The sequence below is a fragment of the Cupriavidus sp. a3 genome (assembly GCF_051015765.1).
In the GTDB taxonomy this organism is placed as follows: domain Bacteria; phylum Pseudomonadota; class Gammaproteobacteria; order Burkholderiales; family Burkholderiaceae; genus Cupriavidus; species Cupriavidus oxalaticus_A.
In genome coordinates this window covers 3,409,435-3,435,276 of sequence record NZ_CP170643.1, presented here as the reverse complement: position 1 = coordinate 3,435,276, position 25,842 = coordinate 3,409,435, and the positions used below count along the sequence as shown (strand labels likewise).

The 25,842-nt window shown below is 67.9% G+C and carries 25 protein-coding genes; 19 read left to right on the top strand and 6 right to left on the bottom strand.

Features of this window, described 5'->3' with window-relative positions; translation table 11 throughout:
- The first annotated feature begins 5 nt into the window (after positions 1 to 5).
- The 15 genes from cyoC (at position 6) to ureG (ending at position 13,163) form a co-directional block, all read left to right on the top strand.
- Positions 6 to 644 (top strand): cytochrome o ubiquinol oxidase subunit III, encoded by a 639-nt coding sequence (gene cyoC, locus ACAD63_RS16490; RefSeq protein WP_063241489.1) that lies wholly within the window; start codon positions 6 to 8, stop codon positions 642 to 644.
- On the top strand, positions 644 to 1,021 hold the full coding sequence (gene cyoD / locus ACAD63_RS16485) for a cytochrome o ubiquinol oxidase subunit IV (RefSeq protein WP_135704889.1): 378 nt from the start codon (positions 644 to 646) through the stop codon (positions 1,019 to 1,021). Before cyoC ends, cyoD begins: the two co-directional genes overlap by 1 nt.
- A gap of 355 nt (positions 1,022 to 1,376) precedes the next feature.
- Entirely contained in the window at positions 1,377 to 2,633 is a 1,257-nt protein-coding gene (urtA, locus tag ACAD63_RS16480) for an urea ABC transporter substrate-binding protein (protein ID WP_135704890.1), read from the top strand.
- A gap of 96 nt (positions 2,634 to 2,729) precedes the next feature.
- Positions 2,730 to 4,373, top strand: coding sequence for an urea ABC transporter permease subunit UrtB (gene urtB / locus ACAD63_RS16475; protein WP_135704891.1), 1,644 nt, complete (start codon positions 2,730 to 2,732; stop codon positions 4,371 to 4,373).
- The gene (gene urtC, locus ACAD63_RS16470; RefSeq protein WP_135706234.1) at positions 4,373 to 5,581 is read left to right on the top strand and encodes an urea ABC transporter permease subunit UrtC; all 1,209 of its coding nucleotides are present in this window, start codon (positions 4,373 to 4,375) and stop codon (positions 5,579 to 5,581) included. Before urtB ends, urtC begins: the two co-directional genes overlap by 1 nt.
- Complete coding sequence (gene urtD, locus ACAD63_RS16465; protein WP_135704892.1) at positions 5,578 to 6,426, top strand: urea ABC transporter ATP-binding protein UrtD; 849 nt, start codon at positions 5,578 to 5,580, stop codon at positions 6,424 to 6,426. The genes urtC and urtD overlap by 4 nt, the downstream gene beginning before the upstream one ends.
- Positions 6,427 to 6,428: 2 nt before the next feature.
- Positions 6,429 to 7,121 (top strand): urea ABC transporter ATP-binding subunit UrtE, encoded by a 693-nt coding sequence (gene urtE, locus ACAD63_RS16460; RefSeq protein ID WP_133094182.1) that lies wholly within the window; start codon positions 6,429 to 6,431, stop codon positions 7,119 to 7,121.
- A gap of 109 nt (positions 7,122 to 7,230) precedes the next feature.
- On the top strand, positions 7,231 to 8,100 hold the full coding sequence (locus ACAD63_RS16455; RefSeq protein WP_133094183.1) for an urease accessory protein UreD: 870 nt from the start codon (positions 7,231 to 7,233) through the stop codon (positions 8,098 to 8,100).
- Between the two features lie 37 nt (positions 8,101 to 8,137).
- Entirely contained in the window at positions 8,138 to 8,440 is a 303-nt protein-coding gene (locus tag ACAD63_RS16450) for an urease subunit gamma (RefSeq protein ID WP_133094184.1), read from the top strand.
- A gap of 60 nt (positions 8,441 to 8,500) precedes the next feature.
- Positions 8,501 to 9,112, top strand: a complete 612-nt coding sequence (locus ACAD63_RS16445; RefSeq protein ID WP_135704894.1) for a HupE/UreJ family protein — start codon at positions 8,501 to 8,503, stop codon at positions 9,110 to 9,112.
- Between the two features lie 11 nt (positions 9,113 to 9,123).
- Complete coding sequence (locus ACAD63_RS16440; RefSeq protein WP_133094186.1) at positions 9,124 to 9,429, top strand: urease subunit beta; 306 nt, start codon at positions 9,124 to 9,126, stop codon at positions 9,427 to 9,429.
- Positions 9,429 to 11,144, top strand: coding sequence for an urease subunit alpha (ureC, locus tag ACAD63_RS16435; RefSeq protein WP_135704895.1), 1,716 nt, complete (start codon positions 9,429 to 9,431; stop codon positions 11,142 to 11,144). Before ACAD63_RS16440 ends, ureC begins: the two co-directional genes overlap by 1 nt.
- Before the next feature lie 29 nt (positions 11,145 to 11,173).
- The gene (gene ureE / locus ACAD63_RS16430; RefSeq protein ID WP_133094188.1) at positions 11,174 to 11,797 is read left to right on the top strand and encodes an urease accessory protein UreE; all 624 of its coding nucleotides are present in this window, start codon (positions 11,174 to 11,176) and stop codon (positions 11,795 to 11,797) included.
- A 30-nt stretch (positions 11,798 to 11,827) separates the two neighbouring features.
- Entirely contained in the window at positions 11,828 to 12,520 is a 693-nt protein-coding gene (locus ACAD63_RS16425; protein WP_133094189.1) for an urease accessory protein UreF, read from the top strand.
- 13 nt (positions 12,521 to 12,533) lie between these two features.
- Positions 12,534 to 13,163 carry an urease accessory protein UreG gene (gene ureG, locus ACAD63_RS16420; RefSeq protein WP_013956047.1) on the top strand — a complete coding sequence of 210 codons (630 nt, stop codon included), beginning with the start codon at positions 12,534 to 12,536 and terminating at the stop codon, positions 13,161 to 13,163.
- On the opposite strand, the gene ACAD63_RS16415 is transcribed toward ureG, so the two are convergent.
- Positions 13,160 to 13,600: a helix-turn-helix domain-containing protein gene (locus ACAD63_RS16415; RefSeq protein WP_133094190.1), complete on the bottom strand. Its 441-nt coding sequence runs from the start codon at positions 13,598 to 13,600 to the stop codon at positions 13,160 to 13,162. The genes ureG and ACAD63_RS16415 overlap by 4 nt on opposite strands.
- A 267-nt stretch (positions 13,601 to 13,867) precedes the next feature.
- On the opposite strand from ACAD63_RS16415, the gene ACAD63_RS16410 reads away from it, so the two are divergent.
- Positions 13,868 to 14,743 carry a hypothetical protein gene (locus ACAD63_RS16410; RefSeq protein WP_434032966.1) on the top strand — a complete coding sequence of 292 codons (876 nt, stop codon included), beginning with the start codon at positions 13,868 to 13,870 and terminating at the stop codon, positions 14,741 to 14,743.
- Between the two features lie 37 nt (positions 14,744 to 14,780).
- On the opposite strand, the gene ACAD63_RS16405 is transcribed toward ACAD63_RS16410, so the two are convergent.
- Positions 14,781 to 15,473, bottom strand: a complete 693-nt coding sequence (locus ACAD63_RS16405) for a glutathione binding-like protein (protein WP_133094250.1) — start codon at positions 15,471 to 15,473, stop codon at positions 14,781 to 14,783.
- A gap of 178 nt (positions 15,474 to 15,651) precedes the next feature.
- Positions 15,652 to 16,914 (bottom strand): acyl-CoA dehydrogenase family protein, encoded by a 1,263-nt coding sequence (locus tag ACAD63_RS16400; protein ID WP_133094192.1) that lies wholly within the window; start codon positions 16,912 to 16,914, stop codon positions 15,652 to 15,654.
- A 188-nt stretch (positions 16,915 to 17,102) separates the two neighbouring features.
- Here ACAD63_RS16400 and ACAD63_RS16395 point away from each other — a divergent pair, with 188 nt between their 5' ends.
- Complete coding sequence (locus tag ACAD63_RS16395) at positions 17,103 to 18,041, top strand: LysR family transcriptional regulator (protein ID WP_063241508.1); 939 nt, start codon at positions 17,103 to 17,105, stop codon at positions 18,039 to 18,041.
- Between the two features lie 225 nt (positions 18,042 to 18,266).
- Complete coding sequence (locus ACAD63_RS16390; RefSeq protein ID WP_135704899.1) at positions 18,267 to 19,454, top strand: CAP domain-containing protein; 1,188 nt, start codon at positions 18,267 to 18,269, stop codon at positions 19,452 to 19,454.
- A 30-nt stretch (positions 19,455 to 19,484) separates the two neighbouring features.
- On the opposite strand, the gene ACAD63_RS16385 is transcribed toward ACAD63_RS16390, so the two are convergent.
- From ACAD63_RS16385 to ACAD63_RS16375, 3 genes are all read right to left on the bottom strand, one after another.
- Positions 19,485 to 20,753, bottom strand: a complete 1,269-nt coding sequence (locus tag ACAD63_RS16385; RefSeq protein ID WP_434032965.1) for a hypothetical protein — start codon at positions 20,751 to 20,753, stop codon at positions 19,485 to 19,487.
- Entirely contained in the window at positions 20,750 to 21,358 is a 609-nt protein-coding gene (locus tag ACAD63_RS16380) for a sigma-70 family RNA polymerase sigma factor (RefSeq protein WP_434032964.1), read from the bottom strand. Before ACAD63_RS16380 ends, ACAD63_RS16385 begins: the two co-directional genes overlap by 4 nt.
- Positions 21,359 to 21,458: 100 nt before the next feature.
- Complete coding sequence (locus ACAD63_RS16375) at positions 21,459 to 23,237, bottom strand: vWA domain-containing protein (RefSeq protein ID WP_434032963.1); 1,779 nt, start codon at positions 23,235 to 23,237, stop codon at positions 21,459 to 21,461.
- 196 nt (positions 23,238 to 23,433) lie between these two features.
- Here ACAD63_RS16375 and ggt point away from each other — a divergent pair, with 196 nt between their 5' ends.
- Positions 23,434 to 25,326, top strand: coding sequence for a gamma-glutamyltransferase (ggt, locus tag ACAD63_RS16370; protein WP_195428100.1), 1,893 nt, complete (start codon positions 23,434 to 23,436; stop codon positions 25,324 to 25,326).
- Positions 25,327 to 25,842: the final 516 nt, after the last annotated feature.

The following is a 25,842-nucleotide window of genomic DNA, read 5'->3' as shown; positions in this document are numbered from 1 at the left end:
GAACCATGTCGACTCAAGTCCTAGACCGCATCCCCGCGCAGGCCGGCGCCTCGGCCCACGCCGACGCGCATGACCATGCGCACCACGATACCAGTGCCAATACGGTGTATGGCTTCTGGATCTACCTGATGAGCGACTGCATCATCTTCGCCGGGCTGTTCGCGACGTTCGCCGTTCTGCGCGGCGAGCTGGCAGGCGGCCCCTCGGCGAAGGAGCTGTTCGAGCTCAACTACGTGCTGGTGGAGACCTTCATCCTGCTGTTCTCCTCGATCACGTACGGCATGGCGATGATCTCGCTGCAGAACCGCAGCCTCAAGCACGTGCAGACCTGGCTCGGCGTGACGTTCCTGCTGGGCGCGGCGTTCATGGCGATGGAAATCAACGAGTTCCACCACCTGATCGCCGAAGGCGCCGGGCCGGGCCGCAGCGCGTTCCTGTCGTCGTTCTTCACGCTGGTCGGCACCCACGGCCTGCACGTCGCCAGCGGCATGCTGTGGATGATCGTGCTGATGTGGCAGCTGGGCAAGAAGGGCATCACCCCGACGCTCAGCAAGCGCCTGATGTGCCTGTCGCTGTTCTGGCACTTTCTGGACGTGGTCTGGATCGGCGTGTTTACCGTGGTCTACCTGATGGGACATCTGTGATGGCACAACACAACGCACCGGCGGCGCACGCCACTCGTGATTCGCATGGCGCGCATGCCGCGCACGACTCGCACAGCACGCACGCCAGCTTCAAGGGCTACGCGATCGGCTTCATCCTGGCGGTGATCCTGACCGTGATCCCGTTCAAGCTGGTGATGGACGGCAGCATGGACAAGGGCACGATCCTGTGGATCATCCTAGGCATGGCCGCGGTCCAGATCCTGGTCCACCTGAAGTACTTCCTGCACCTGGACACGTCGTCCGACCAGCGCAGCAACGTGATCGCGCTGCTGTTCACGGCGCTGATCCTGGTGATCGTGGTGGCGGGTTCGCTGTGGATCATGCACAACCTGAACACCAACATGATGGTGATGTAAGGACTGGCGTCCTGGCATCGAAAAACGGGGCCCCGCGAGGGGCCCCGTTTTTATTTGCGCCGCCGGCCGTTGGCATGGTGCCCGGCCCTGGTGCGGTGGTGCGCACCGGCTGGCGCCTTTCGCAAGCGGCGTGCACAGAATTGCGTCGCTGCACGGGAGTGGTGCGTTCGCCGCCCGCACAGCTCTGGTGCGCGGGGGCTGGCACGGATCGCGGCACACCCCGCGCGGCGCGCCAGCACGCCGTCTGCCGCCGGCGGGGCGGGTATCAGCTCGTTTATCAAAGTGGCACGCTAGTTGCAGATGCATCACCCTGGGGAGCGTAGTCCCTGACCAACACCACAAACGGGAGCTGCAAATGCAACGACGTGACATGCTGAAGCTGTCGGCCATCGCCGCCGCGGCAATGATCGGTACCAGCCCGCTGGCCATGGCGCAGTCCAAGGAGCCGATCAAGATCGGCATCCTGCACTCGCTGTCCGGCACGATGGCCATCTCGGAGACGTCGCTGAAAGACGTGGCCCTGATGACCATCGACGAGATCAACAAGAGCGGCGGCGTGCTCGGCCGCAAGCTCGAGCCGGTGGTGGTGGACCCGGCGTCCAACTGGCCGCTGTTCGCCGAGAAGGCGCGCCAGCTGGTCAGCAAGGACAAGGTCGCGGTGACCTTCGGCTGCTGGACCTCGGTGTCGCGCAAGTCCGTGCTGCCGGTCTATGAAGAGCTGAACTCGCTGCTGTTCTACCCGGTACAGTACGAAGGCGAGGAAATGTCCAAGAACGTCTTCTACACCGGCGCCGCGCCCAACCAGCAGGCGATCCCGGCGGTGGAATACCTGATGAGCAAGGAAGGCGGCGGTGCCAAGCGCTTCTTCCTGCTGGGCACCGACTACGTTTACCCGCGCACCACCAACAAGATCCTGCGCGCCTTCCTGAAGAGCAAGGGGGTTGCCGACAAGGACATCGAAGAAGTCTACACCCCGTTCGGCCACAGCGACTACCAGACCATCGTCGCCAACATCAAGAAGTTCTCGCAGGGTGGCAAGACCGCAGTGATCTCCACGATCAACGGCGATTCCAACGTGCCCTTCTACAAGGAACTGGGCAACGCCGGCCTGAAGGCCAAGGACGTGCCGGTGGTGGCGTTCTCGGTGGGCGAGGAAGAACTGCGCGGCATCGACACCAAGCCGCTGGTCGGCCACCTGGCGGCGTGGAACTACTTCATGTCGGTCAAGAACGCACAGAACGACGCCTTCAAGAAGCAGTGGGCGGCCTGGGTCAAGGCCAACAACCTGCCGGGCGGCGACAAGCGCGTGACCAACGACCCGATGGAAGCCACCTACGTCGGCATCCATATGTGGGCGCAGGCCGTGAAGAAGGCCGGCACCACCGATACCGACAAGGTGCGGGCGGCGATGTACGGCCAGACCTTCAAGGCGCCGGACGGCTTCACGCTGACCATGGGCGAGAACCACCACCTGTACAAGCCGGTGATGATCGGCGAGGTGAAGGGCGACGGCCAGTTCTCGGTGGTGTGGAAGACGCCGAAGGCAGTGCGTGCGCAGCCGTGGAGCCCGTTCATCGCGGGCAATGAAGGGAAGCCGGACAAGGTGATGTAAGCCTCTTTTGCTTGCCACCATGCGGCTCCCCTCTCCCGCTTGCGGGAGAGGGGAGCAACAACAAGCTCGCTTCATTCCTGCCAATCGCAAGCTCCTATGCGCAATCCCTTATCCGTTCAAGTCGTGCCCTGGCTGCGCGCCCTGCTGGCCGCGCTGCTGCTGGCCGCGGCGCCGTGGGCCGCTGCGCTGACGCAGGCCGACCTGAAGCCGCTGGCCGAAGACGACTTCGATGCCAAGACTGCCGCGCTGTCCGCGGTGACCAAGGCATCGCCCGCTGAAGCCGGCCCGATCCTGAAGGCCCTGCAGGACGACACCCTTCAATATGCGCCGTCGGTCGGCATGGTGCGCCAGGACGGCGACAAGGTGGTCGATGCCATCACCGGCAAGCCGGTCACGGTCAAGCCGGACGAACTCGAATCCCTGACCCTGAACAACAGCCTGCGCGCGCTGGTCGACAGCGCCGCCAGCAGCCTGCAGCTGCAGTCGCCCGACATCGCGGTGCGCGCGCAGGCCATCGGCACCTTGCGCGACCAGCCGGAAAGCGCCTCGCTGGCCGCCGTGGAAGCCGCGCGCAAGGCCGAGGCCGACGCGGGCCTGCGGGCCAGCCTGGACGTGATCTGGGCCAACCTGATGCTGGCGGAGCCGGCGGACGCAGCCGCGCATGACGCGCGCCTCGAAGCGATCCGCATCCTCGCCACGGACAGCAACCCGCAGAGCCGCCAGAAGCTTGCGCCGCTGGTCGAGCGCGACAGCGCCGGCAACTACCGCGAAGCGGATGCGGACGTGCGCCTGGCCGCGCAGCAGGCGCTGGACCAGCTGCGCAGCGACCAGCGCCGCGCCGAGCTGATCGGCAACCTGTTCGCCGGCCTGAGCCTGGGCAGCGTGCTGCTGCTGGCAGCGCTTGGCCTCGCCATCACCTATGGCCTGATCGGCGTCATCAACATGGCGCACGGCGAGTTCCTGATGATCGGCGCCTACGCGACCTACGTGGTGCAGTCGCTGTTCCGCGCCTATGCGCCGGATGCGTTCGCGTGGTACCTGCCCGCGGCGCTGCCGGCATCGTTCCTGGCGGCGGCGGCAGTCGGCTTCGTGCTGGAGCGGCTGGTGCTGCGCCACCTGTACGGCCGCCCGCTCGAAACGCTGCTGGCCACCTTCGGCATCAGCCTGCTGCTGATGCAGGCGGTGCGAACGCTGTTCGGCGCGCAGAACGTGGAAGTGGCCAATCCCGGCTGGATGAGCGGCGGCTTCGAATGGATGCCGGGACTGGTGATCCCGTACAACCGCGTGGTCATCATCCTGTTCGCGCTGGCGGTGGTGGCGGTGGCGTGGGCGGTGCTCAACCGCACGCGGCTGGGGCTGTTCGTGCGTGCCACCACGCAGAACCGCACCATGGCGGCGTGCGTGGGCGTGCGCACGTGGAAGGTCGACAGCTACGCCTTCGCCTTCGGTGCCGGCATCGCCGGGCTCGGCGGATGTGCGCTGTCGCAGATCGGCAATGTCGGTCCCGACCTGGGCCAGGCCTACATCATCGATTCGTTCATGGTGGTGGTGCTGGGCGGGGTGGGGCAGCTGGCCGGCACCATCGTGGGCGCATTCGGGCTGGGCATCATCAACAAGTTCATCGAGCCGTTCTATGGCGCGGTGCTGGCCAAGATCTTTGTCCTGGTGCTGATCGTGCTCTTCATCCAGAAGCGGCCGCAGGGACTTTTCGCGCTCAAGGGGCGCAGCGCGGAGGCATGATGCAGCGATTCCAACCCGATTCTTCCGCGACACCTTTCCGGCTTGCCGTGCCGGAACGCCAGTCGCTGTTCTCGCCGCGCGGCTGGATGGCGCTGGCGGTACTGACCGTGGTCGTCGGCATCGGCGTGCCGGTGTGCGCGCTGCTGGTGCCGGAAGGCCATCCGCTGCACCTGTCGGCATATGCGCTGACGCTGGTCGGCAAGATCATGTGCTTTGCGCTGGCGGCGATCGCGCTCGACCTGGTGTGGGGCTACTGCGGCATCCTGAGCCTCGGCCATGGCCTGTTCTTCGCGCTGGGCGGCTATGCCATGGGCATGTACCTGATGCGTTCGATCGGGCGCGAAGGCGTGTACAAGAGCGACCTGCCGGATTTCATGGTGTTCCTCGACTGGAAGGAGCTGCCGTGGTTCTGGCACGGCACGGACCATCTTGGCTATGCGCTGCTGCTGGTGGTGCTGGTGCCGGGCGTGCTGGCATGGCTGTTCGGCTTCTTTGCCTTCCGCTCGCGCATCAAGGGCGTGTACCTGTCCATCATCACGCAGGCGATGACGTATGCGGCAATGCTGCTGTTCTTCCGCAACGAGACCGGCTTCGGCGGCAACAACGGCTTCACGGATTTCAAGCGCATCGCGGGGTTCGCCATCGCCGCGCCGCAGACGCGCACGGCGCTTTTTGTGCTGACCTTCGTGGCGCTGCTCGGGGGCTTCGTTGCCTGCCGCTACATTGTCACGTCCAAGCTGGGCCGCGTGGTCACGGCCGTGCGCGATGCGGAGATGCGCGTCATGTTCTCCGGCTACAACCCGCTCGGCTACAAGCTGTTCGTGTGGACCTTCTCGGCGGTGCTGTGCGGCATCGCCGGCGCGCTGTACGTGCCGCAGGTCGGCATCATCAACCCGGGCGAGATGTCGCCCGGCAACTCGATCGAAATGGCGGTGTGGGTTGCCGTGGGCGGGCGCGGAACGCTGATCGGGCCGGTCATCGGCGCGTTCCTGGTCAACGGTGCCAAGACGCTCTTCACCGCCCACTTCGCCGAATACTGGCTGTTCCTGCTGGGCGCGATGTTCGTGCTGGTGACGCTGTACCTGCCCGATGGCGTGATTGGCCTGTGGAAGCGCCTGCGCGAGCGCCGCGCTGCCGCCGCGGTGCCGTCCGAGCCTGAGCCCGTTTCCACGCCCGCGGTGGCGGGCCGCACCGGAGGTGAAGCATGAACGCCGCACTCGAACACGGCCAGGCCGAAAGCGGCGATGCCACCGGGCTGGGCCGCGTGCTGGAGCCGGGCACCATCGATGTGTCGCACGGCCCGATCCTGTACCTGGAAGACGTCACCGTGCGGTTCGACGGCTTCCGCGCGCTCAACAAGCTGAACCTGTCGATCGACCATGGCGAACTGCGCTGCGTGATCGGTCCCAACGGCGCGGGCAAGACCACGATGATGGATGTCATCACCGGCAAGACCGGGCCGCGCAATGCCAATGTCAGCGGGCGCGTGTTCCTGGGCCAGACCATCGACCTGATGCGGATGACCGAGCCGCGCATCGCGCAGGTCGGCATCGGCCGCAAGTTCCAGAAGCCGACCGTGTTCGAGCAGCACGCGGTGTGGGAGAACCTGGAGCTGGCGATGAAGGCCGACAAGCGCTGGTGGTCGTCGCTGCGCGCGCGGCTGACCGGCGAGGGGCATCGCCGCATCGAGGAGACGCTGGCGCTGACCGGCCTGGAGGACGAGGCTTACCGGCCCGCGGGCCTGCTGTCGCACGGGCAGAAGCAGCGGCTGGAGATCGGCATGCTGCTGATGCAGCAGCCGCAGCTGTTGCTGCTCGACGAGCCCGTGGCCGGCATGACCGATGAAGAGACCATGCAGCTGGCCAGCCTGCTCAACGGCCTGCGCGGCAGCTGCTCGATGATGGTGGTGGAACACGACATGGAGTTCGTCGCCGCGCTGGCCGGCGCTGCCGGCAAGGTCACGGTGCTGGCCGAAGGCAGCGTGCTGGCAGAAGGCACGCTCGACAGCGTCAAGCGCGACGAACGCGTGATCGAATCCTACCTGGGGAGATAGGCATGCTGCAGGTCAACGCACTGAACCAGTTCTACGGCGGCAGCCATATCCTGCGCAACGTCTCCTTCGACGTGCCGGCGGGCAGGCTGACCACGCTGCTCGGCCGCAACGGCGTGGGCAAGAGCACGCTCCTGAAATGCCTGATGGGCGTGGTGCCGACGCGCAGCGGCAGCATCCACTGGGACGGCAAGCCGCTGGAGAAGAAGGCGCCGTACGAGCGCGTTTCCGCCGGGCTGGCCTATGTGCCACAGGGGCGCGAAATTTTTCCGCGGCTGACGGTCGAGGAGAACCTGCTGATCGGTGCCGCCAGCCGCGCGCGTCCAGCGGGTGTGCCGGATCGCATCTATCAGCTGTTCCCGGTACTGCGCACCATGCGCCAGCGCCGCGGCGGCGACCTGTCCGGCGGCCAGCAGCAGCAACTTGCGATCGGCCGGGCGCTGATGAGCGAACCGCAGCTGCTGATCCTCGACGAGCCGACCGAGGGCATCCAGCCATCGATCATCCAGGACATTGGCCGCGCGCTGCGGCTGCTGGTGGACGAGTTCGGCATGACGGTGCTGCTGGTCGAGCAGTACTACGAATTCGCGCGCCATATCGCCGACCACTATGTGGTGATGAGCCGGGGCGAGGTGGTCGCGCGGGGTGCCGGGGCCAGCATGGAGCAGGACGGCGTACGGGAGCTGATTGCCGTGTAGGCGTGGAACGGGGAATGCGCATCGCACGCCGCTTTCCGCCCAGGCAGGCGGCGCGCTATGATTATCTGCAACCCCGCCATTGCGCGCCCGCCGCCGGCTTTGCCACGCCATGCGTCATCCCGATTTTCCTTCATCACTCGCCGTGCCCGCCGCATGGCAGGCCAGCCTGCGGCTGCGCTTTGCGCAACGCGGCGAACGCACCGCGCTGGTCGAGCGCCGCCACCAGGGGCCGCTGCTGGTGCAGAAACCGCTGTATCCCGAAGGCGGCATCTGCCATGCCGTCATGCTGCATCCGCCGGCCGGCGTGGCGGGCGGCGACAGCCTGGATATCGAGGTGACGGTCGAGGCCGGTGCCCACGCGGTGCTGGCCACGCCCGGCGCCACCAAGTGGTACAAGTCGCTCGGCCGCGACGCGGCGCAGCAGGTGCGGCTGTCGGTCGGCGCGGGGGCGCGGCTGGACTGGCTGCCGCAGGAGAACATCGTGTTCGACGATGCGCGCGCACGTATCTCGACAGTGCTCGACGTTGCGCCGGGCGGCAGCGCGATCGGCTGGGATGCCGTGGTGCTGGGCCGGCAGGCATCGGGCGAGCAATGGGCGCGTGGCGCGCTGTGGCTCGATACCCGCGTCGGCGCCGGCGAGCGCGCGTTGTGGATCGAACAGTCGCATCTCGATGCGGGTTCGCCGCTGCGCACCGCGGTGGCGGGACTCGACGGACTCAATGTGCAGGGCACGCTGTGGGCGGTGGGCGAGGGCGCCACGCAGCAACTGGCGGAAGCGTTGGCGGAGCAGTTGCCCTATGGCCCGGAACTGCGCGCAGGCGTGACCTGCCTGGCAGCCCATGGCCAGTCGATGCTGCTGGTGCGCGTGCTCGGCCGGCAGATGGAAGCCGTGCGCCACGTGATGGTCGACGGCTGGAGCGCGCTGCGCGAGCCGATGCACGGCGTGGCGGCGCGGCCGCTGCGGCTGTGGGCAACTTAGGCCACGACCGGACAACAAGACAGACAAGGAACAAGAGATGGAACTGACGCCGAGAGAGAAGGACAAGCTGCTGATCTTCACCGCCGCGCTGCTGGCCGAACGGCGCAAGGCGCGCGGGCTCAAGCTCAACTATCCGGAAGCGGTGGCGCTGATCAGCGCCGCCATCATGGAAGGCGCGCGCGACGGCCGCACCGTGGCCGAGCTGATGCACGAAGGCACCACCGTGCTGACGCGCGACGACGTGATGGATGGCATCGCCGAGATGATCCCCGAGATTCAGGTCGAGGCGACGTTCCCGGACGGCACCAAGCTGGTGACCGTGCACCACCCCATCGTCTGAGCCTTCGCCTTGACGTCCGATTTCGACCGCTTCGAACAACAAATCAAACCGAGAGCCGACATGAACCGTTCCGCCTGCCTGCGCCTTGCCCTGGGCACCACCCTGACCGTTGCCGCCACCGCCGCGCTGGCGCACCCCGGCCATGACGCCGCCACCGTCGGCGCCAGCCTGTGGGCCGGCCTGGCGCACCCGTTCACCGGTGCCGACCACCTGCTGGCGATGGCGGCGGTGGGCGTATGGAGCGCGCTGGTGGCCCGCTCGGCCGCCGATACGCTGCGCCTGCCGCTGGTCTTCGTCGCGCTGATGCTGGCCGGTGCCGCGCTTGGGTTGGCCGGCATGGCGCTGCCCGCGGTGGAACCGATGATTGCCGTGTCGTTGCTGGTGGTCGGTCTGCTGCTGGCGCTGCGCGCCAAACTGCCGGCCTGGGCCAGCGCGTTGCTGGTTGGCGGCTTTGCGGTGTTCCACGGTTATGCGCATGGCGCGGAGCTGCCGGCCACTGCCGAGGCGCTGCCCGCGGTGCTGGCCTACGTCGGCGGATTTGCCGTCGCGACCATGGCGCTGCACCTGCTCGGCATCGGCGCCGGCATGCTGCTGCGCCGCCATGCCAGCTGGCTCGCCCGCCTGGCCGGTGCCGGCGTGGCGCTGTACGGCGCCGGCCAGCTGGTGGCCTGAGGAGACACACCATGATCCCCGGTGAACTGATACCCGCCGATGGCGAGATCGAACTCAACGCCGGCCGCGCCACGGTCAGCGTGACGGTGGCCAATACCGGCGACCGGCCGATCCAGGTCGGCTCGCACTTCCATTTCTACGAGACCAATACCGCGCTGTCGTTCGACCGCGAAGCCACGCGCGGCTTCCGGCTGAATATCGCGGCCGGTACGGCGGTGCGTTTCGAGCCCGGCCAGACCCGCACCGTCGAACTGGTGGCGCTGGACGGCGACCGCATCGTCTACGGCTTCAACGGCAAGATCATGGGAGCGCTGTGATGGCAAGGATCTCCAGGCAGGCCTATGCCGAGATGTTCGGACCCACCACCGGCGACCGCGTGCGGCTGGCCGATACCGGGCTCATCGTCGAAGTCGAAAAGGACTTCACCATCTACGGCGAGGAAGTGAAGTTCGGCGGCGGCAAGGTGATCCGCGACGGCATGGGCCAGAGCCAGCGCATGGCGAAGGACTGCGTCGACACGGTCATCACCAATGCATTGATCGTCGACCACTGGGGTATCGTCAAGGCCGACATCGGGCTGAAGGACGGGCGCATCGCGTCGATCGGCAAGGCCGGCAACCCGGATATCCAGCCGGGCGTGACCATCGTGGTGGGGCCTGGTACGGAGGTGATCGCCGGCGAGGGCATGATCGTCACGGCGGGCGGCATCGACAGCCATATCCACTTCATCTGCCCGCAGCAGATCGAAGAGGCGCTGATGAGCGGCGTCACCACCATGATCGGCGGCGGCACCGGCCCGGCGACGGGCACCTTCGCCACCACCGTGACGCCGGGGCCGTGGTTCATGGAACGGATGCTGCAGGCGGCGGACGCCTACCCGATGAATATCGGCCTGCTCGGCAAGGGCAACGCCAGCCAGCAGGCGCCGATCCTGGAGCAGGTCGAGGCTGGTGCGATCGGGCTGAAGCTGCATGAGGACTGGGGCACCACGCCGGCGGCGATCGACACCTGCCTGTCGGTGGCGGACGCGACCGATACGCAGGTGGCGATCCACACCGATACGCTGAACGAGGCCGGCTTTGTCGAGGCCACCATCGCCGCATTCAAGGGCCGTACCATCCATACGTACCACACCGAAGGCGCCGGCGGCGGCCATGCGCCGGACATCATCAAGGTGTGCGGCGAGGCCAACGTGCTGCCGTCGTCGACCAACCCGACGCGGCCCTACACGGTGAACACGCTGGACGAGCACCTCGACATGCTGATGGTGTGCCACCACCTCGATCCGTCGATCGCCGAGGATATCGCCTTCGCCGAAAGCCGCATCCGCCGCGAAACCATCGCCGCGGAGGATATCCTGCACGACCTCGGCGCGTTCTCGATGATCTCCAGCGACTCGCAGGCCATGGGCCGCGTCGGCGAGGTCATCATCCGCACCTGGCAGACCGCGCACAAGATGGCGCTGCAGCGCGGCAAGCTGCCCGGCGACCCGCACGATGCGCGCGGCGGGCACGACAACTTCCGCGTCAAGCGCTATGTCGCCAAGTACACCATCAACCCGGCGCTGACGCATGGCATCGCGCATGAGGTTGGCTCGGTCGAGGTCGGCAAATGGGCCGACCTGGTGCTGTGGCGTCCGGCGTTCTTTGGCGTCAAGCCGAGCCTGATCCTGAAGGGCGGCATGATCGCCGCCGCGGCGATGGGCGATCCCAATGCGTCGATCCCGACACCGCAGCCGGTGCATTACCGGCCGATGTTCGCGTCGGCGGGCGGGGCGCTGCACCGGTCTTCGCTGACCTTTGTCTCGCAGGCGGCACTGGCGGCCGATATCGGCGAGCGCTATGGGCTCGCCAAGACGCTGTCGGCGGTGCGCGGCACGCGCACGGTCAGCAAGCGCGACATGGTGCACAATGACTGGCAACCGCATGTCACGGTCGATCCGGAGACCTACCAGGTCGTCGCCGACGGCCAGTTGCTGACCTGCGAGCCCGCCACCGAGCTGCCCATGGCGCAGCGCTATTTCCTGTTCTGAACCGCCGGGGCCCGCGCCCCGCATCGCGCATGCTGAAGATCGACAAGTTCCTGAGCGCCCCGCACGGCATCGCGCCGGTGCTGGTGCGCCGCGCTCCCAAGCTGGTCCTGCCTTTCAACGAACGAAGCAAGAGCCGCCTGCGCGCGATGCTCGACAACGGCACCGAGGCCGCGCTGTTCCTGCCGCGCGGCACGGTGCTGCGGGGTGGCGATTTGCTGGTGGCCGAGGATGGCAGCTTTGTCGAAGTGCAGGCCGCGGCGGAGGCCGTGCTGGATGTGCGCTCGGAGGATCCGCATGCGCTGATGCGCGCGGCGTATCACCTTGGCAACCGGCACACGCCGGTGGAGATCGGGCGCGACTATCTGCGGCTCGAGTACGACCCGGTGCTGGCCGACATGCTGCAGCGACTGGGCGTGCGCGCCGGGCGCGCGCAACTGCCGTTCGAGCCGGAAGCCGGGGCGTATGGCGGCGGGCACAAGCATGGGCACGATGCTACGTTTGCCGAGGACTATGCGGCGGCGCAGGCGGTGTTTCATGAGCATCATGGGCACTCGCACTCGCACTCGCACTCGCACTCGCACGGACATGGTCATGATCACGAGCATGGCGAGGCGGATCATGTTCACGATGCGAATTGCAGGCATAAGCATTGAGACGTAGGGCGGTAAGCCAGTGATCCGGTGATGACCAACCTCCACCAACTCATCTCCCTGCTGCATCTCGCATCGCCTGCCTTGCCCATCGGCGGCTTCAGCTATTCGCAAGGCCTTGAAGCCGCGATCGAAGCCGGCAGCATCCACGATGCCCGGACGGCCGAGCGCTGGGTCCGCGACAACCTGCTGCACGTCCAGGCCCAATGCGAAGCGCCGCTGTGGCTGCTGTTGCATCGCTGCTGGCGTGCCGGCGACACGGCTGCGGTGCAGGCCTGGAACGACTGGTTCCACGCCACCCGTGAAACCTCGGAGCTTCGCCTCGAGACCGAGCAGATGGGCTGGTCGCTGTCGAAGCTGATCGGCCAGATGGAGTGGGGCACGCCAGCATTGCGCGAGGCGCTGGCATCGCTATCGCCGGTCTGCCTGCCAACCGCCTTCACGGCAGCGTGCGTTGCACTGGAGGTCGACGCCCGCGACGGCCTGGCAGCCTATTGCTTCAACTGGGCCGAGAACCAGGTTGCCGCCGCGATCAAGGCGGTGCCGCTCGGCCAGGTCGCGGGGCAACACATGCTGCGCCGTCTTCACGCGGCGGTGCTGGAAACCGTGGACGAAGCCACGCGCCGTGCCGATTCCACGCCACCGCAACTGTCGACCTTTTCCCCGATGCTGGGCCTGCTTTCCGCACGACACGAAACGCAGTACTCCCGGCTGTTCCGTTCCTGATTCCACAACCACCATGACCCAGGCCCGTACCAAGAAGAACCCTCCGCTGCGCGTCGGCGTCGGCGGCCCGGTTGGCTCCGGCAAGACCACGCTGCTGGAGATGCTGTGCAAGGCCATGCGCGACCGCTATGACCTGGTCGCGATCACCAACGACATCTACACCAAGGAAGACCAGCGCCTGCTGACGATCTCCGGCGCGTTGCCAGCCGAACGCATCATGGGCGTGGAAACCGGCGGCTGCCCGCACACCGCCATCCGCGAGGATGCGTCGATCAACCTGGAAGCGGTGGACCGCATGCTGGCGAGATTCCCGGATGCCGACGTGGTGTTCATCGAGTCCGGCGGCGACAACCTCGCAGCAACTTTCAGCCCAGAACTTTCTGATCTGACGATCTACGTGATCGACGTAGCCGGCGGTGAGAAAATTCCGAGAAAGGGCGGCCCTGGCATTACCAAGTCCGACCTGCTGGTGATCAACAAGACAGACCTCGCGCCGTACGTCGGCGCGTCCCTGGAAGTGATGGAGAGCGATGCCCGCAAGATGCGCGGCGCCCGGCCATTCGTGATGGGCAGCGTCAAGTCCGGACAGGGCCTGGACGAAGTGATCCGCTTCATCGAACGGCAGGGCATGCTCGGCGTCTAGGACTCGACGTCGCCCGCGGCGGCCCTGGCGCCGGGTTTGACATAGCTCACCGGCGGGCGGAAGCTGCCCTTGCCCGCCAGCGCCCGCGCAACCGCCGCCACCAGGTTCAACTCGGGCTCGTTGAGTTCGGCCATATGGCGGACGGTGGCTTCGATGGCTGCCTGCTGCCGGTTGCCGTAGGGCATCGGCGGCTGCTCCACCTGCAACTCGCTGACATCGTGGCGGGCGAAGTCCAGCATTTCGGATGGCGGGACCGCAAGGGTCTCGGCCAGCGTGCAGATGTTGATCAGCGCCAGGTTGCGCTTGCCCCCTTCGATGCCGCTCAGGTAGGAGCGCGCCAGACCGCTTTCGAGCGACAGCGTTTCCTGGGACCAGCCGCGCTGCTTGCGCAGCCAGGCGAGATGCAATCCGAAAAGTCTGAGATTTCGAGTAGTCATGGGATCGTAGGAAGTTCAGAGTGTTCTGAGGCTAAGGGTTTGACCTTGAGGCCACGACAACTTATTCTCCCCCTCACTATCGATGCCCGATCCGCGGAATAAGGGATGCGCCAGTGCATATGGCGCGGCACGATGGCATGACATCGGGCGGCTTGCATGGCCGTGCCAGACGGGACCAATGTGCGATGCCGGCGCGACGCTTTCGCGCGGGCGCCGCATTGCGCGGACAGGATGACCGCATCCTGTCGCCCCGCTCAGGGAATTACCATGCAGATCTTCACGCTGTTCGAGGCGCGGATGCGCGCCTTCCCATCCGGCCACCATGCGGTGGCGGACCTGACCATCGGTTTCCAGTCGCGCTTGCTGCCTGCCACGGCGGGGCTTGGCGAAACCTGCGACTACGTCTTTCTCCGCGCTGGAGAGGCCCAGCCCGAGTTCATAGCGCAGCGGCCCGAGTGGTGGGCCTGCCTGCGCGGCGGGCTGCGCGTGTCGGCGCCCGGGCGCGGCAGCCTGCTGACGGGCGGCGGCGAGTTGTTCGCGCCTGCCACCGGCGTGCCGATGCAGGTCCGCGCGACGGTCGATACGATCCTGGTGCGCGCGGTGGCGCAGGACGCCGCCGCGGCGCCGGTGTCGCTGTCCGCTGGCGCGCGTGGCTGCAAGCTGGGGGAGGTGGATGCGGACGACCCTGACGGCATGGCCGGCGCAGCCCGGGGCGGAGGCGCGCTGCAAGGCCCGTCAGGCATGCGGCCTGGGTTCGTCCAGCTCGATGACACGAGTGGCGACTGGGCGCAGCGGCTGCGCGCGAGCGGCTTGCGCTGGGCGCTGTGCTATCGCGGTGCTGCGGGCTTGTACTGGCGCGGGACGGAGTCTGCGGCGGCGGACGAGGCTGACGAGGCGGCGTTCCTGCAGCCCGGCGCGCTTTACGCGCCGGATGCGAATGAAACCTGTCGTCTCCACGTGCTCATGCCTGGCACTGGCCTGCTGTGCTGCTTTGGACCGCCGGCCGGGCGCGGGAACCAGAGCGAAGGCGGGAACGACCGCGCAGGCGGAAACGAAACCGAAGACGGGAACGGCCAGGCCGCGCGGTGCACCGGCGGGCTGGCCAGGGGGCATGCCAGCATGCCGGCACTGGTGGCGGCCTGAACACCGCGGCGGCCCGGGGCCATGCCCGGGCCGGCACTCAGTGCCGCTTGTACTGAGTGGCGCCGAACAGGACCTCGCGCGCCTTGTCGTCCTGCAGCGCCCTGCGCGCGCTGGCCAGCACCTCGACCCCGCGCTTGACCGCGGGACGCTCGGCGATCTCGTTGAACCAGCGCTTCAGGTTCGGGTATTCGTCCAGCTCGACGCCCTGGTTCTGCCAGCTGCGCAGCCACGGGAAGGTGGCGATGTCGGCGATGGTGTACTGGTCTCCGGCCAGCCATTCGTGCTTCGACAGCTGCGTGTCGATCACCCCGTACAGGCGCCTGGCTTCGTTGGTGTAGCGGTTGACCGCGTATTCGATCTGCTCCGGCGCGTAGATGCGGAAGTGGTGCGCCTGGCCCAGCATCGGGCCGACGCCGCCCATCTGGAACATCAGCCACTGCAGCGCGTCGTACTTGCCGCGCACGTCCTCGGGCAGGAACTTGCCGGTCTTGCCGGCCAGGTACAGCAGGATCGCGCCCGATTCGAACAGCGAGATCGGCTTGCCGTCCGGACCGTCGGGATCGACGATGGCGGGAATCTTGTTGTTGGGGCTGATCTTCAGGAAGTCGTCGCCGAACTGGTCGCCGGCGCCGATGTTGATCGGATGGACCTTGTATTCCAGGCCGCATTCCTCAAGCATGATGTGGACTTTGTGGCCGTTGGGCGTTGCCCAGGTATAGACGTCGATCATCGCAATGGCTCCCCTGGCTGCGATCGTGGTGACTGCCACGCCAACCACTGACGTGGCGAACCGGGCGATTTAAGCACAGAAGAAAAAAACGCGCAGGCTGGCTGCGCGTTTCCATACTGGCGTCAGGGGCGAGCATTCCCGGGGCCGGCGCACGAAGCGCCAGCGCCCGGCCGGGCGCTTAGAAGCCGCGCGCCACCGGCATCTTGATGCTGTCCGGGTTCACGTTCATGTGCTTGGCCAGTTCCAGCTTGGCGATGGCGTTGCGGTGCACCTCGTCCGGGCCGTCGGCCAGGCGCAGCGTGCGCTGGTGCGCCCACCAGTTGGCCAGCGGGAAGTCGCTGGAAACACCGGCGGCGCCATGCACCTGGATGGCCCAGTCGATTACCTTCAGCGCCACGTTCGGTGCCACCACCTTGATCATCGCGATCTCGGCCTTGGCCACCTTGTTGCCGACAGTGTCCATCATGTACGCGGCCTTGAGCGTCAGCAGGCGCGCCATCTCGATCTCGCAGCGCGCTTCGGCGATGCGTTCCTGGGTCACGCCCTGGCTGGCCACCGGCTTGCCGAACGCCACGCGCGACAGCGCACGCTTGCACAGCAGTTCCAGCGCGCGCTCGGCGACGCCGATGCTGCGCATGCAGTGGTGGATGCGGCCCGGGCCGAGGCGGCCCTGCGCGATCTCGAAGCCGCGGCCTTCGCCCAGCAGGATGTTCGAGACCGGCACGCGCACGTTCTTCAGCTCGATCTCCATGTGGCCGTGCGGCGCGTCGTCGTAGCCGAACACCGGCAGGAAGCGCTTGATGGTGATGCCCGGGGTGTCGGCCGGCACCACGACCATCGACTGCTGCTCATGGCGGCCGGCGTCGGGATTGGTCTTGCCCATCACGATGTAGACCTTGCAGCGCGGGTCGCCGGCGCCCGAGGACCACCACTTGGTGCCGTTGATGACGTAGTGGTCGCCATCGCGCTCGATGCGGCATTCGATGTTGGTGGCGTCCGACGAGGCCACCGCCGGCTCGGTCATCAGGAAGGCCGAGCGGATCTCGCCGGCGAGCAGCGGCTCCAGCCACTTGTCCTTCAGTTCCTCGGAGGCATAGCGCTCCAGCGTCTCCATGTTGCCGGTGTCGGGCGCGGCGCAGTTGAAGACCTCGGCGGACCAGGGCACCCGGCCCATGATCTCGCACAGCGTGGCGTATTCCAGGTTGGACAGGCCCTGCGGCGCACGCGGCGAGCGCGGCAGGAACAGGTTCCACAGGCCGGCTTCGCGCGCCAGCGGCTTGAGCTCCTCGATCACCTTGGTCGGGACCCAGGCGTTGCCGGCGCGGCGGTTCGCGTCGATCTCCTCGGCGAAGCGCTTCTCGTTCGGATAGATGTGCTTGTCGAAGAAGGCCAGCAGCTTGGCCTGCATTTCCTTGACCTTCGGGCTGTACTCGAAATCCATGTGGTCTCCTCGCTACGGATCGATGGGCGCCGCGCATTGGCAACGGCGGGCAACGGCGCTGGTTGGCTTCGTCGTTCGGGCAGACTTCGCCGATGCAATGCACTCTATCTGAAAGCTGGTAATTAGAAAAATGAATTTTCTGGATTTGGCAGTATCAATTCCCTGCATTCCATGACAGAATCGCTGCCATGCAGCTCTCCCGCATCGACCTCAATCTCTTCGTGGTGTTCGACGCCATCTACAGCGAAGGCAGCATCACCGCGGCCGCGCGCCAGCTCAATCTGACGCAGCCGGCTGTCAGCCATGCGCTGGGGCGGCTGCGCACGCTGTTCGACGACCCGCTGTTCGAGCGGCGCGGGCAGGGCATGGCGCCCACGCCGCTGGCCCGTTCGCTGGCCGGCGAGGTGCGCGGCGCGCTGCAGTCGTTTGCCCGGACGCTGCAGGATACGCCGCACTTCGATCCCACCAATACGGTGCGGCGCTTCACCATCGGCATGCGCGACGCGCTCGAATCGACGCTGCTGCCGCCGCTGATGGCGCGGGTGACGGCGATGGCGCCACACGTGGAAATCGCCGCGATCCGCTTTGACCGGCGCGAGATGGAGTCCGAGCTGCTGGCGGGGACCATCGACACCGCGATCGATATCCTGCTGCCGGTGTCGCCGGCCATCCACCACGCGCCGTTCATGAACGACCCGATGGTGGTGCTGGCACGCCGCGATCATCCGCTGGTGAAGAAGGAGCTGACGCTGGAGCGCTACCTGGCGGCCGAGCACGTGCACGTGTCATCGCGCCGCCGCGGCGCGGGGCTGGAAGACCAGGCGCTGCACCGCATGGGTTTGACGCGGCGCGTGAGGCTGCGCTGCCAGCACTATGCCGCCGCATGCCGCGTGGTCAGCTGCACCGATCTGCTGGCCACGCTGCCGCTGCGCTATGCGCGCATCGCTAACGAGCCTTACGCCAACCGGTTGCTGTCCCTGCCGTTCAAGGTGCCGACGCTGGAACTGCACCTGTACTGGCATGCGGGCGGCGAGAACGATGGCGCCAACAGGTGGCTGCGCGAGCAATTGATGGCGGTGATGACATCGCTCGGTGGCGGTACCGCCGATGTGACGCCTGCTGGCTAAGCGGAGTGCGCGCCGCATGCCGGTTGCCTCAACGTGCGCCGGACGCCGCCCCCGTGCTCCGCGCGCGGTTCACACGTAAGCATTTGTTCGCACGCTAGACCCTGCCGGGTCACGCTCATACCATCGACCGGTCTTTCTGCCTCCGGCGCCTCACGCGTCGGTCGTCCGCGCGTGCGGATCCCTCAGGCAGATGCCTTATTCCACGACTACGACACATCCAGACCGATGACCGGGACACGCTTGCTTGCTGATTGCCAACCGACGCTGCCGCGACGCGCGCGGCACACCACGTTCACCCTGACCGGCCTCTGCGCCGCTGCCGTGCTGGCCCTGTCCGCTTGTGGCGGCGGTGGGGACGGCGGCAGCGGCGGCACGTCCGCCGGCACGCCGCAGGGCTCCTCGCAATCCGGCACCCAGTCCAGCACGAGCCCTGGCTCGACGCCTGGCTCGACGTCTTCCACGCCGACCACGGCCGGCGGCTGCTACACCGTCAGCGGTGCGGCACCGGCGCCCGCGGCAGGCAGCGGCATCACGCTGTTGCCGCCGCGCGGCAGCGCGGTCAGCAACTACCGCGTGCTCGACGAACCGCGCAGTGCGGGCCTGTGCTACGCCAACTACCGCCGCGAGCAGGTCGGCCTGCCGCCGCTGGCCGCGCGCGACCCGCTCAACACCGTGGCGCAGAACCACACGGCATACATGCTGGCCAACGCCACGCTGACGCACGACGAAGTCAGCGGCAAGCCTGGCTATACCGGTGCCACGCCGAACGAGCGCATCCAGGCTGCCTATCCGACCAATGCCACCGCGGAAGTGGTGGCCGGTGCCAATCGCTGGACCTCGGTGGCCAACGCCAACCTGTCGATGACGCCCAAGGATGCGCTTGTCTCCGACCTGATCAACGCACCGTTCCATCGCGCCGCGCTGCTCGGCAGCTACGGCTCGGCCGGCAGCGGCTTTGCCGAAAGCGTGGGCCCGAACGGCAGCGGCACCTCGGCGAGCTACTACCAGACCATCGACCTGGCGGATGCGTCCAAGGGCGGCAGCGACAACCAGATGGTGGCTTACCCGTTCAACGGCCAGGCCGATGTGCCGGCGAGCTGGGTCAACTCCGAAAGCCCCAACCCGGCGCCGGGCTACGAAGGCAAGACCGTGGGCTACCCGGTCTCGCTGCAGGCGATCAACACCTCGCTGCAGTTCGATGCCGACAACTTCGCCATCACCGACGCGCAAGGCGCCAGCGTCAATTGCCTGAAGGTCGACAGCCGTTCGTCGGGCCTGTCCAGCGCCGCGCGCGGGTTGGCGATCTGCACGCCGGTGGCACCGCTGGCGAGCGGCCAGCGCTACAACGTGCGCGTGACCGGCCGGCTGGGTTCGCAGCCGGTGGACCTGGCCTGGTCGTTCACCACGCGCTGATCTTCCCCGACCAACCAGGCACCGCCGCGCTCACTGCGGCGCGCGGTGCTGCAGCCCGATGCGTACCTGGCCCGGCGCCAGCGTGCGGTCAGGCTGCACCGCGTACGGCAACGGTGGGCGCTGCCCCGCCGGCAGCGACTGCCACAGCCGTTCCACCCATTCCCTGATTTCCGCGTTGTCCGGTTCCGCTGCCCATACGCCGAGCGGCATGGTTGCCTGCATGCGCGCCGCGATCGCCGCGGGATCCTCCTGTACCGACACGACCATCGCCGCGGCGGCAGCGGGTGCGCGCGCCGCTGCCAGCGGCGGGGCGGCTTTGCGCGCGAAATCGGCACGCGGGGCGGCTGCCGCCGGCGGTGAGGGCGGTGAGGGTGGTGCCGCCGGAGCAGGCGCGGATTCCGCCATGGCGGAGTACGCGGGCATTGGCGGAGCCGCTGCGACGGCGGGAGCCTGTGGCGGCAAGCTGTCGGTGGCTGGGGCTGGGGCTGGGGCTGGGGCTGGGGCTGGGGCGGGCATGGCCCGCGTTTCGCCGCGTGGCGTCGCCTTGCGCTCGGCGGGCGGCTGCGCGCGCTGGCGCGGGGTGGCTTCGCGTTCCTGCCGTTGCTCCCGCGATACCGACGAAGAGGCCTTGGGCACTGGCGGGGCGGGGTTCGCCGGAGCGGCGACGGGTGCTTCATGCGTTGACGCAGGAGCGTCCCCGGCCGCCGGTGCCGCAGCCTCGCCGACTGCGACGCCGGTGGCCGGTTGCAAGGCGCCTTCGTCGATCTGCCGCAGCACGATGCTGGTGGTCAGCCCGGCCACGGCCGCTACGCTGGCTACCGCACCGAGTGAGCGCCACCAGCGGCGTGCGCGTGCCGTTCGTGCCTGTTCTGTTCGTCCGGCGTGCTTCGCCCCTTCGACTGCCTGCGCGGCGGCAGCGCTGCGCGCCTGCGCCGCCAGCCAGTCGCGCGTGGCATCGCTGACAGGCGCACCCAGCGCCTGCGCCGCCGGCTGGCCCGCAGCGATGCCGGCCAGCACCGCATCGCGCCGGCCCGCCTGCGCTGCCTGCAGCCGCGCGGCTTCGTCCAGCACCGCGGACGCCAGCCCCGGCGGCGCGGCAAATGGCAGGCCGAATGGCAGGCCGAATGGCAGGCCGAATGGCCGGGTGCCGGCGCGGCGCGCGTCCGCTTCCTGCTGGGCCGCGTGCGCCGCCGCTTGCACGGCGGCGGCCAGCCGCTCCGGTGGCATGTAGGCGGGCAATTCCTTCAGCAACGCGGCAAGCCGGTCCTGCCCGTCGATGAAGCGGTCGGCGGCGCTCATGGCCCACGCTCCCGCGCGCCCGGGACGCCGCCCGCCAGCTCGGCACGCAACCGGGCGAAGGCGTAGCGCAGCCGGCTCTTCACCGTTTCGAACTTCTCGCCCAGCATCTGCGCGATATCCTCGACGCTCATGTCGCTGAAGAAGCGCAGCACCACCACCTCGCGCTGTGCCGCCGGCAGTTGCAGCAGTGCGCGGTGGACGTGGTGCGCATGCTGCCGCAACTGCAGCTCGGCTTCCGGCGACAGGTCATCGGCGGGCAGCTCCGGCGGCTCGCCGTCGTCCGTGTCGTGGCGCTGGCGCGCATCCGCGCTGCGCACCTGGTCGAGCCAGGCATTGCGCGCGATCTGGCACAGGAAGGTGCGGAACGCCGCGGCTGGCTGGTAGTCGCCGCAGCGGGTCATCAGCTTGATCCAGGCCTTCTGCGCGATGTCCTCGGCCTCGCCGGTGTTGCCCTGGCACAGCCACGCCACGTAGTTGTAGAGGCCGGCATTATGGCGGCGGAACAGTTCGGCGATGGGTTGCTCGATGATGCCCGAAGCGACCAGCAGCATCAGGTCCTGGTCCGGCAGCGCGGCCAACGGGGCCAACGGGGCCAATGAGGCCACTGGGCGAGGGGGGACGGGGTCTGGAGCCTGCATGCGCCCGAGTATAGGAGAACGCAGGGCGGGGCAGCCAAGCGCTGCGCTGCCCTGCGCCGGGATGTTGTCAGCGCGCCGCACGCTCGGGAACCGCGCCAGCCGCATCTCCCGGCTTGCTGGTGGCCAGGCTTTGCGCCAGGTCGACCAGCTTGAGGAATTCGCCGCGGTAGCCGAAGCGGTCGGCGCCGCGCGCGCCCTGCGCCAGCGCGTGCGCCTCGGCGTAGCCCCAGTTGCCGGTGTGCTTGCCGCCGCGCAGCGCCTGGCCGAAGCCGGCGACGGCGGCGGCGAAGCGGAAGTCGTCGTCGCCCTGGGCCAGGGGCCGGATCGCCTGCCGCGCCACGGCGATATCCATCAGCTGGCTGGTGCTGGCCGCAGGCAGCTTGTAGCGCAGCTTCACATGCGCCAGTTCGCCGTCGCGGCCGGATGCGGGCCCGGTGGGCGTGGTGGGCGCGGTGGGCTGGTAGCGCAGCGGATCGACCAGCCCGGGCTGGCCGGCCAGCGTCAGCTCGTACAGCGCGGTCACCGTATGGCCCGCGCCGATGTCGCCGGCGTCGACCTTGTCGTTGTTGAAATCCTCGCGCGCCAGCATGCGGTTTTCGTAGCCGATCAGCCGGTATTCCTTCACCGTCGCCGGGTTGAATTCCACCTGGATCTTCACGTCGCGCGCGATGGTGGCCAGTGTCGAGCTCATCTCGTTGGCCAGCACCTTATTGCCTTCCATCAGGTTGTCGATATACGAGTACGCACCGTCGCCGGCATCGGCCAGCTGCTCCATCAACTGCTCGTTGTAGTTGCCGGTGCCGAAGCCCATCGTCGACAGCGACACGCCGGACTTGCGCTTTTCCTCGACCATGCCTTTGAGCTGCCGGAAGTCGGTGACGCCGACATTGAAATCGCCGTCGGTGGCCAGCAGCACCCGGTTGATCCCGCCCGCAATAAAGCCCTGCTGCGCGGCCTGGTAGGCCAGCGCGATGCCGCTGGCGCCAGCGGTGCTGCCGCCGGCCACCAACTGGTCGATGGCGGCGCTGATTGCGGCCTTGTCGCTGCCCGGCGTAGGCGGCAGCGCCACGCGGGTGCCGCTGGCATAGGTGACCAGCGTGATGCGGTCCTGCGCGCGCAGCCTGTTCACCAGCAGCTTCAGCGACGACTTGAGCAGCGGCAGCTTGTCGGGCGAGTCCATCGACCCCGACACGTCGACCAGGAATACCAGGTTGGCCGGCGGCAGCGCGCCGCTGGCGATGTCCTTGCCCTTGATGCCGATGCGCAGCAGCACGTTGGACGGATGCCAGGGCGCGGGCGCGAGCGCGGTATGCACGGCGAAGGGCCGGCCGTCGGCGGGCTGGGCGTAGTCGTACGGGAAGTAGTTCAGCAATTCCTCCACGCGCACGGCATCGGCGGGAGGCAGGCGGCCGGCATTGAGCAGGCGGCGCATATTGCTGTAGCTGCCGGTGTCGACATCGATGCTGAAGGTGGATACCGGGGCCTGCGCGACCAGTTTGACGCCGTTCTCTTCGATCTGGCCGTAGCGCTCGCGGTCCGCGGCCTGGGGTGGCGGCAGGTGGTAGGGACGCGGCATGGCCAGCGGTGCATGGGGTGCGATGGCGCGCATTTCGGCCGCGGGCGCGGCATTTGCGGCCTTGGCCACTTCGGCGGCGTGGTCCAGGACCGGCGCGGGCGCCGGGGCCGGGGTCGGGACCGGCGGAGCGGATTGCGGCGCCTGCGTCAGCGCAGGCGAATGCCCGCCGCAGGCCGACAGCGCCAGTGCCAGCGCGGTTGCGCAGCAGGCAGCTGCGGCCCGGGTCCGCCGGGCGCCAACGGTGGTCACGACCGGAGCGTGAAGTTGCATGTTGTTCTCCTGGTGGGCCGCTGGCGGGACGCCGTGGAGGCCTGTCCATGAAACGGCGCACGGTAGCCGGCGGGGTTAAACCCTCCGGTTTTTTTCGCTGCACGCTCTGTCAGGTGACGGAAATCAGACTTCGCCCCACCCCCGCATGCGGCGATCGCCACTACAATCGCCTGATTCCTTCCCCAGGAGACATCGCATGGCCCGCTTTGACCTCGGTTCGATGGTGTGGCGCAGCACGCTGGCCCTGACTACGGCCGCGCTGCTTGGCGCGTGTGGAACGCAGGGCGGAGGGACAGGGACGCCCGCCGCAACGGCTGAGCCAGCTGCCGCGCCGGCCGCGGCGGCGCCCGCGGCACCCATGCCGCCTGCCCCGGAGGTTGCTTCCGGCTACCGCGCCGGCATGTCGACGGTCTATGCGCAGCGCCATATGGCCGCAGCGGCCAATCCGCTGGCCAGCGAGGCCGGGCGCGCCATGCTGCGCCAGGGCGGCTCGGCGATCGATGCCGCCATCGCCATGCAGGCCGTGCTGACGCTGGTCGAGCCGCAAGCCACCGGCATCGGTGGCGGCGCCTTCATCATGTACTGGGACGGCAAGCGCGTGCAGGCTTTTGACGGCCGCGAGACCGCACCCGCGGGTGCCACCGAAAACCTGTTCATGCGCACCGACGGCAAGCCGATGGAATTCAGCGAGGCACAGATCGGCGGGCGTTCGGTCGGCACGCCGGGCGTGATGCGCGCGCTGGAGATGGCGCACCGGCAGCACGGGCGCCTGCCTTGGGCCAAGCTGTTCGAGCCGGCGATCTCGCTGGCGGAGAAGGGCTTTCCGATCTCGCAGCGCCTGTACACGCAGGTGGCGGCCGACAAGTTCCTGGCCAACTCGCCGGAGATGGCCGCGTATTTCCTCGATGCGCAGGGCAAGCCCAAGCCGGCCGGCACGGTGCTGAAGAACCCCAGGCTCGCACAGACGCTGCGCGATATCGCTCGGCGCGGCGCGGGCGTGCTGTACGGTGGCCCGATCGCGCAGGACATCGTCGCCAAGGTCAACGGCAGCGCCAACCGGGGCTCGCTGTCGATGGCTGACCTGCGCGATTACCGGGCCAAGCAGCGCGTGCCGGTCTGCACCGACTACAAGCGCTGGAAGATCTGCGGCATGCCGCCGCCGTCATCGGGCGGTATCGCGATTGCGCAGATCCTGGGCACGCTGCAGGCGCTGGAGACCAAGAATCCCAAGTACGCGCTGGCAGCGCTCAAGCCGCAAAACGTCAACACGCCCGCGCAGGTGGAAGCCAATCCGGACGCGGTCCACGCTATTTCCGAAGCCGACCGCCTGGCCTATGCCGACCGCGGCCTCTACGTGGCGGATGCCGATTTCGTGCAGATCGACGTGGCCGGCCTGGTCAACCCGAACTACCTCGCGTCGCGCGCCGAGCTGATCGGCGACAAGAGCATGGGCAAGGCGCAGCCGGGCGTGCCGCCGGGCCCTGCGGTGGCGTATGCCCCGGACCGCTCGCCGCCGCGCATGTCCACCTCGCAGATCGTCGCGGTCGATGACCGCGGCGGCGCGATCTCGATGACCACTACGATCGAGTCGTACTTCGGCTCGCATCTGATGGTGCGTGGGTTCATGCTGAACAACCAGCTGACCGACTTCTCGTTCTTGCCGAGCGAGAATGGCAAGCCGGTGGCCAACCGTGTCGAGCCGGGCAAGCGGCCGCGTTCGTCGATGGCGCCAACGCTGGTGTTTGACCGCCAGACCGGGCAGCTCGTGGCCACGGTGGGTTCGCCCGGCGGCTCACAGATCATCGAGTATGTGTCCAAGACGCTGGTCGGGATGCTGGACTGGAATATGGATCCGCAGGCTGCGATCGGCATGGGTAACTTCGGCAGCCGCAATGGGCCTACTGAAGTGGAGAAGGGGCTGGTGTCGCCGGGGCTGGTGCAGGCGCTGCAGCAGCGCGGGCATCAGGTTGCCGAGATTGAGATGACCAGCGGCACGCAGGCTATCGTGCGTCGGCAGGGGCCAGATGGGAAGGTCGTTTGGGCGGGTGGGGCGGATCCGCGGAGGGAGGGGGTGGCGGTGGGGGATTAAGGGGGCGGTTTTCAGCGTGCTATCGTGGTCGCTGTTGGTGACATGCTGTCGGCCGTTGAACCGCCTGGTTCCGCCCTCCTGGGCGGGTCACTTTTTGGCCGAGCGCCAAAAAGTAACCAAAAAGCGCGTCGCCTGCGGCTGGCTGAGCCAATTTGGCGCTTCTGGCTATATGGGCGGCGTTGGTCTCAGTGAAGCGTGGTCGCGATGCCCGCCTGCTACGCCAGGTGAGTGAGTGTGGGTGCCTGACGAATCCCCACTTTTGAACTATCCCCAGGACGGGTGTAGGCCGCCTGCTCCCTGCGGTATCGCATCATCGCCTACGGCTGCGCTGCGCGCGGCTCAGTCTCGCGGGTGAGGTGTCCTGGCCCGAACCCGCATCGCTGCGCTCGCTGGGCGGCGACGGCAATGGCCAGGGCGAGATCGGCGCTCTGCCACATTAGGGTCCGCGCGCAGCGCAGCCGAAGGCGTCCCACCGATATGGCATGCAGCAGGTTGCCTACGCCCGGCATGGGGATC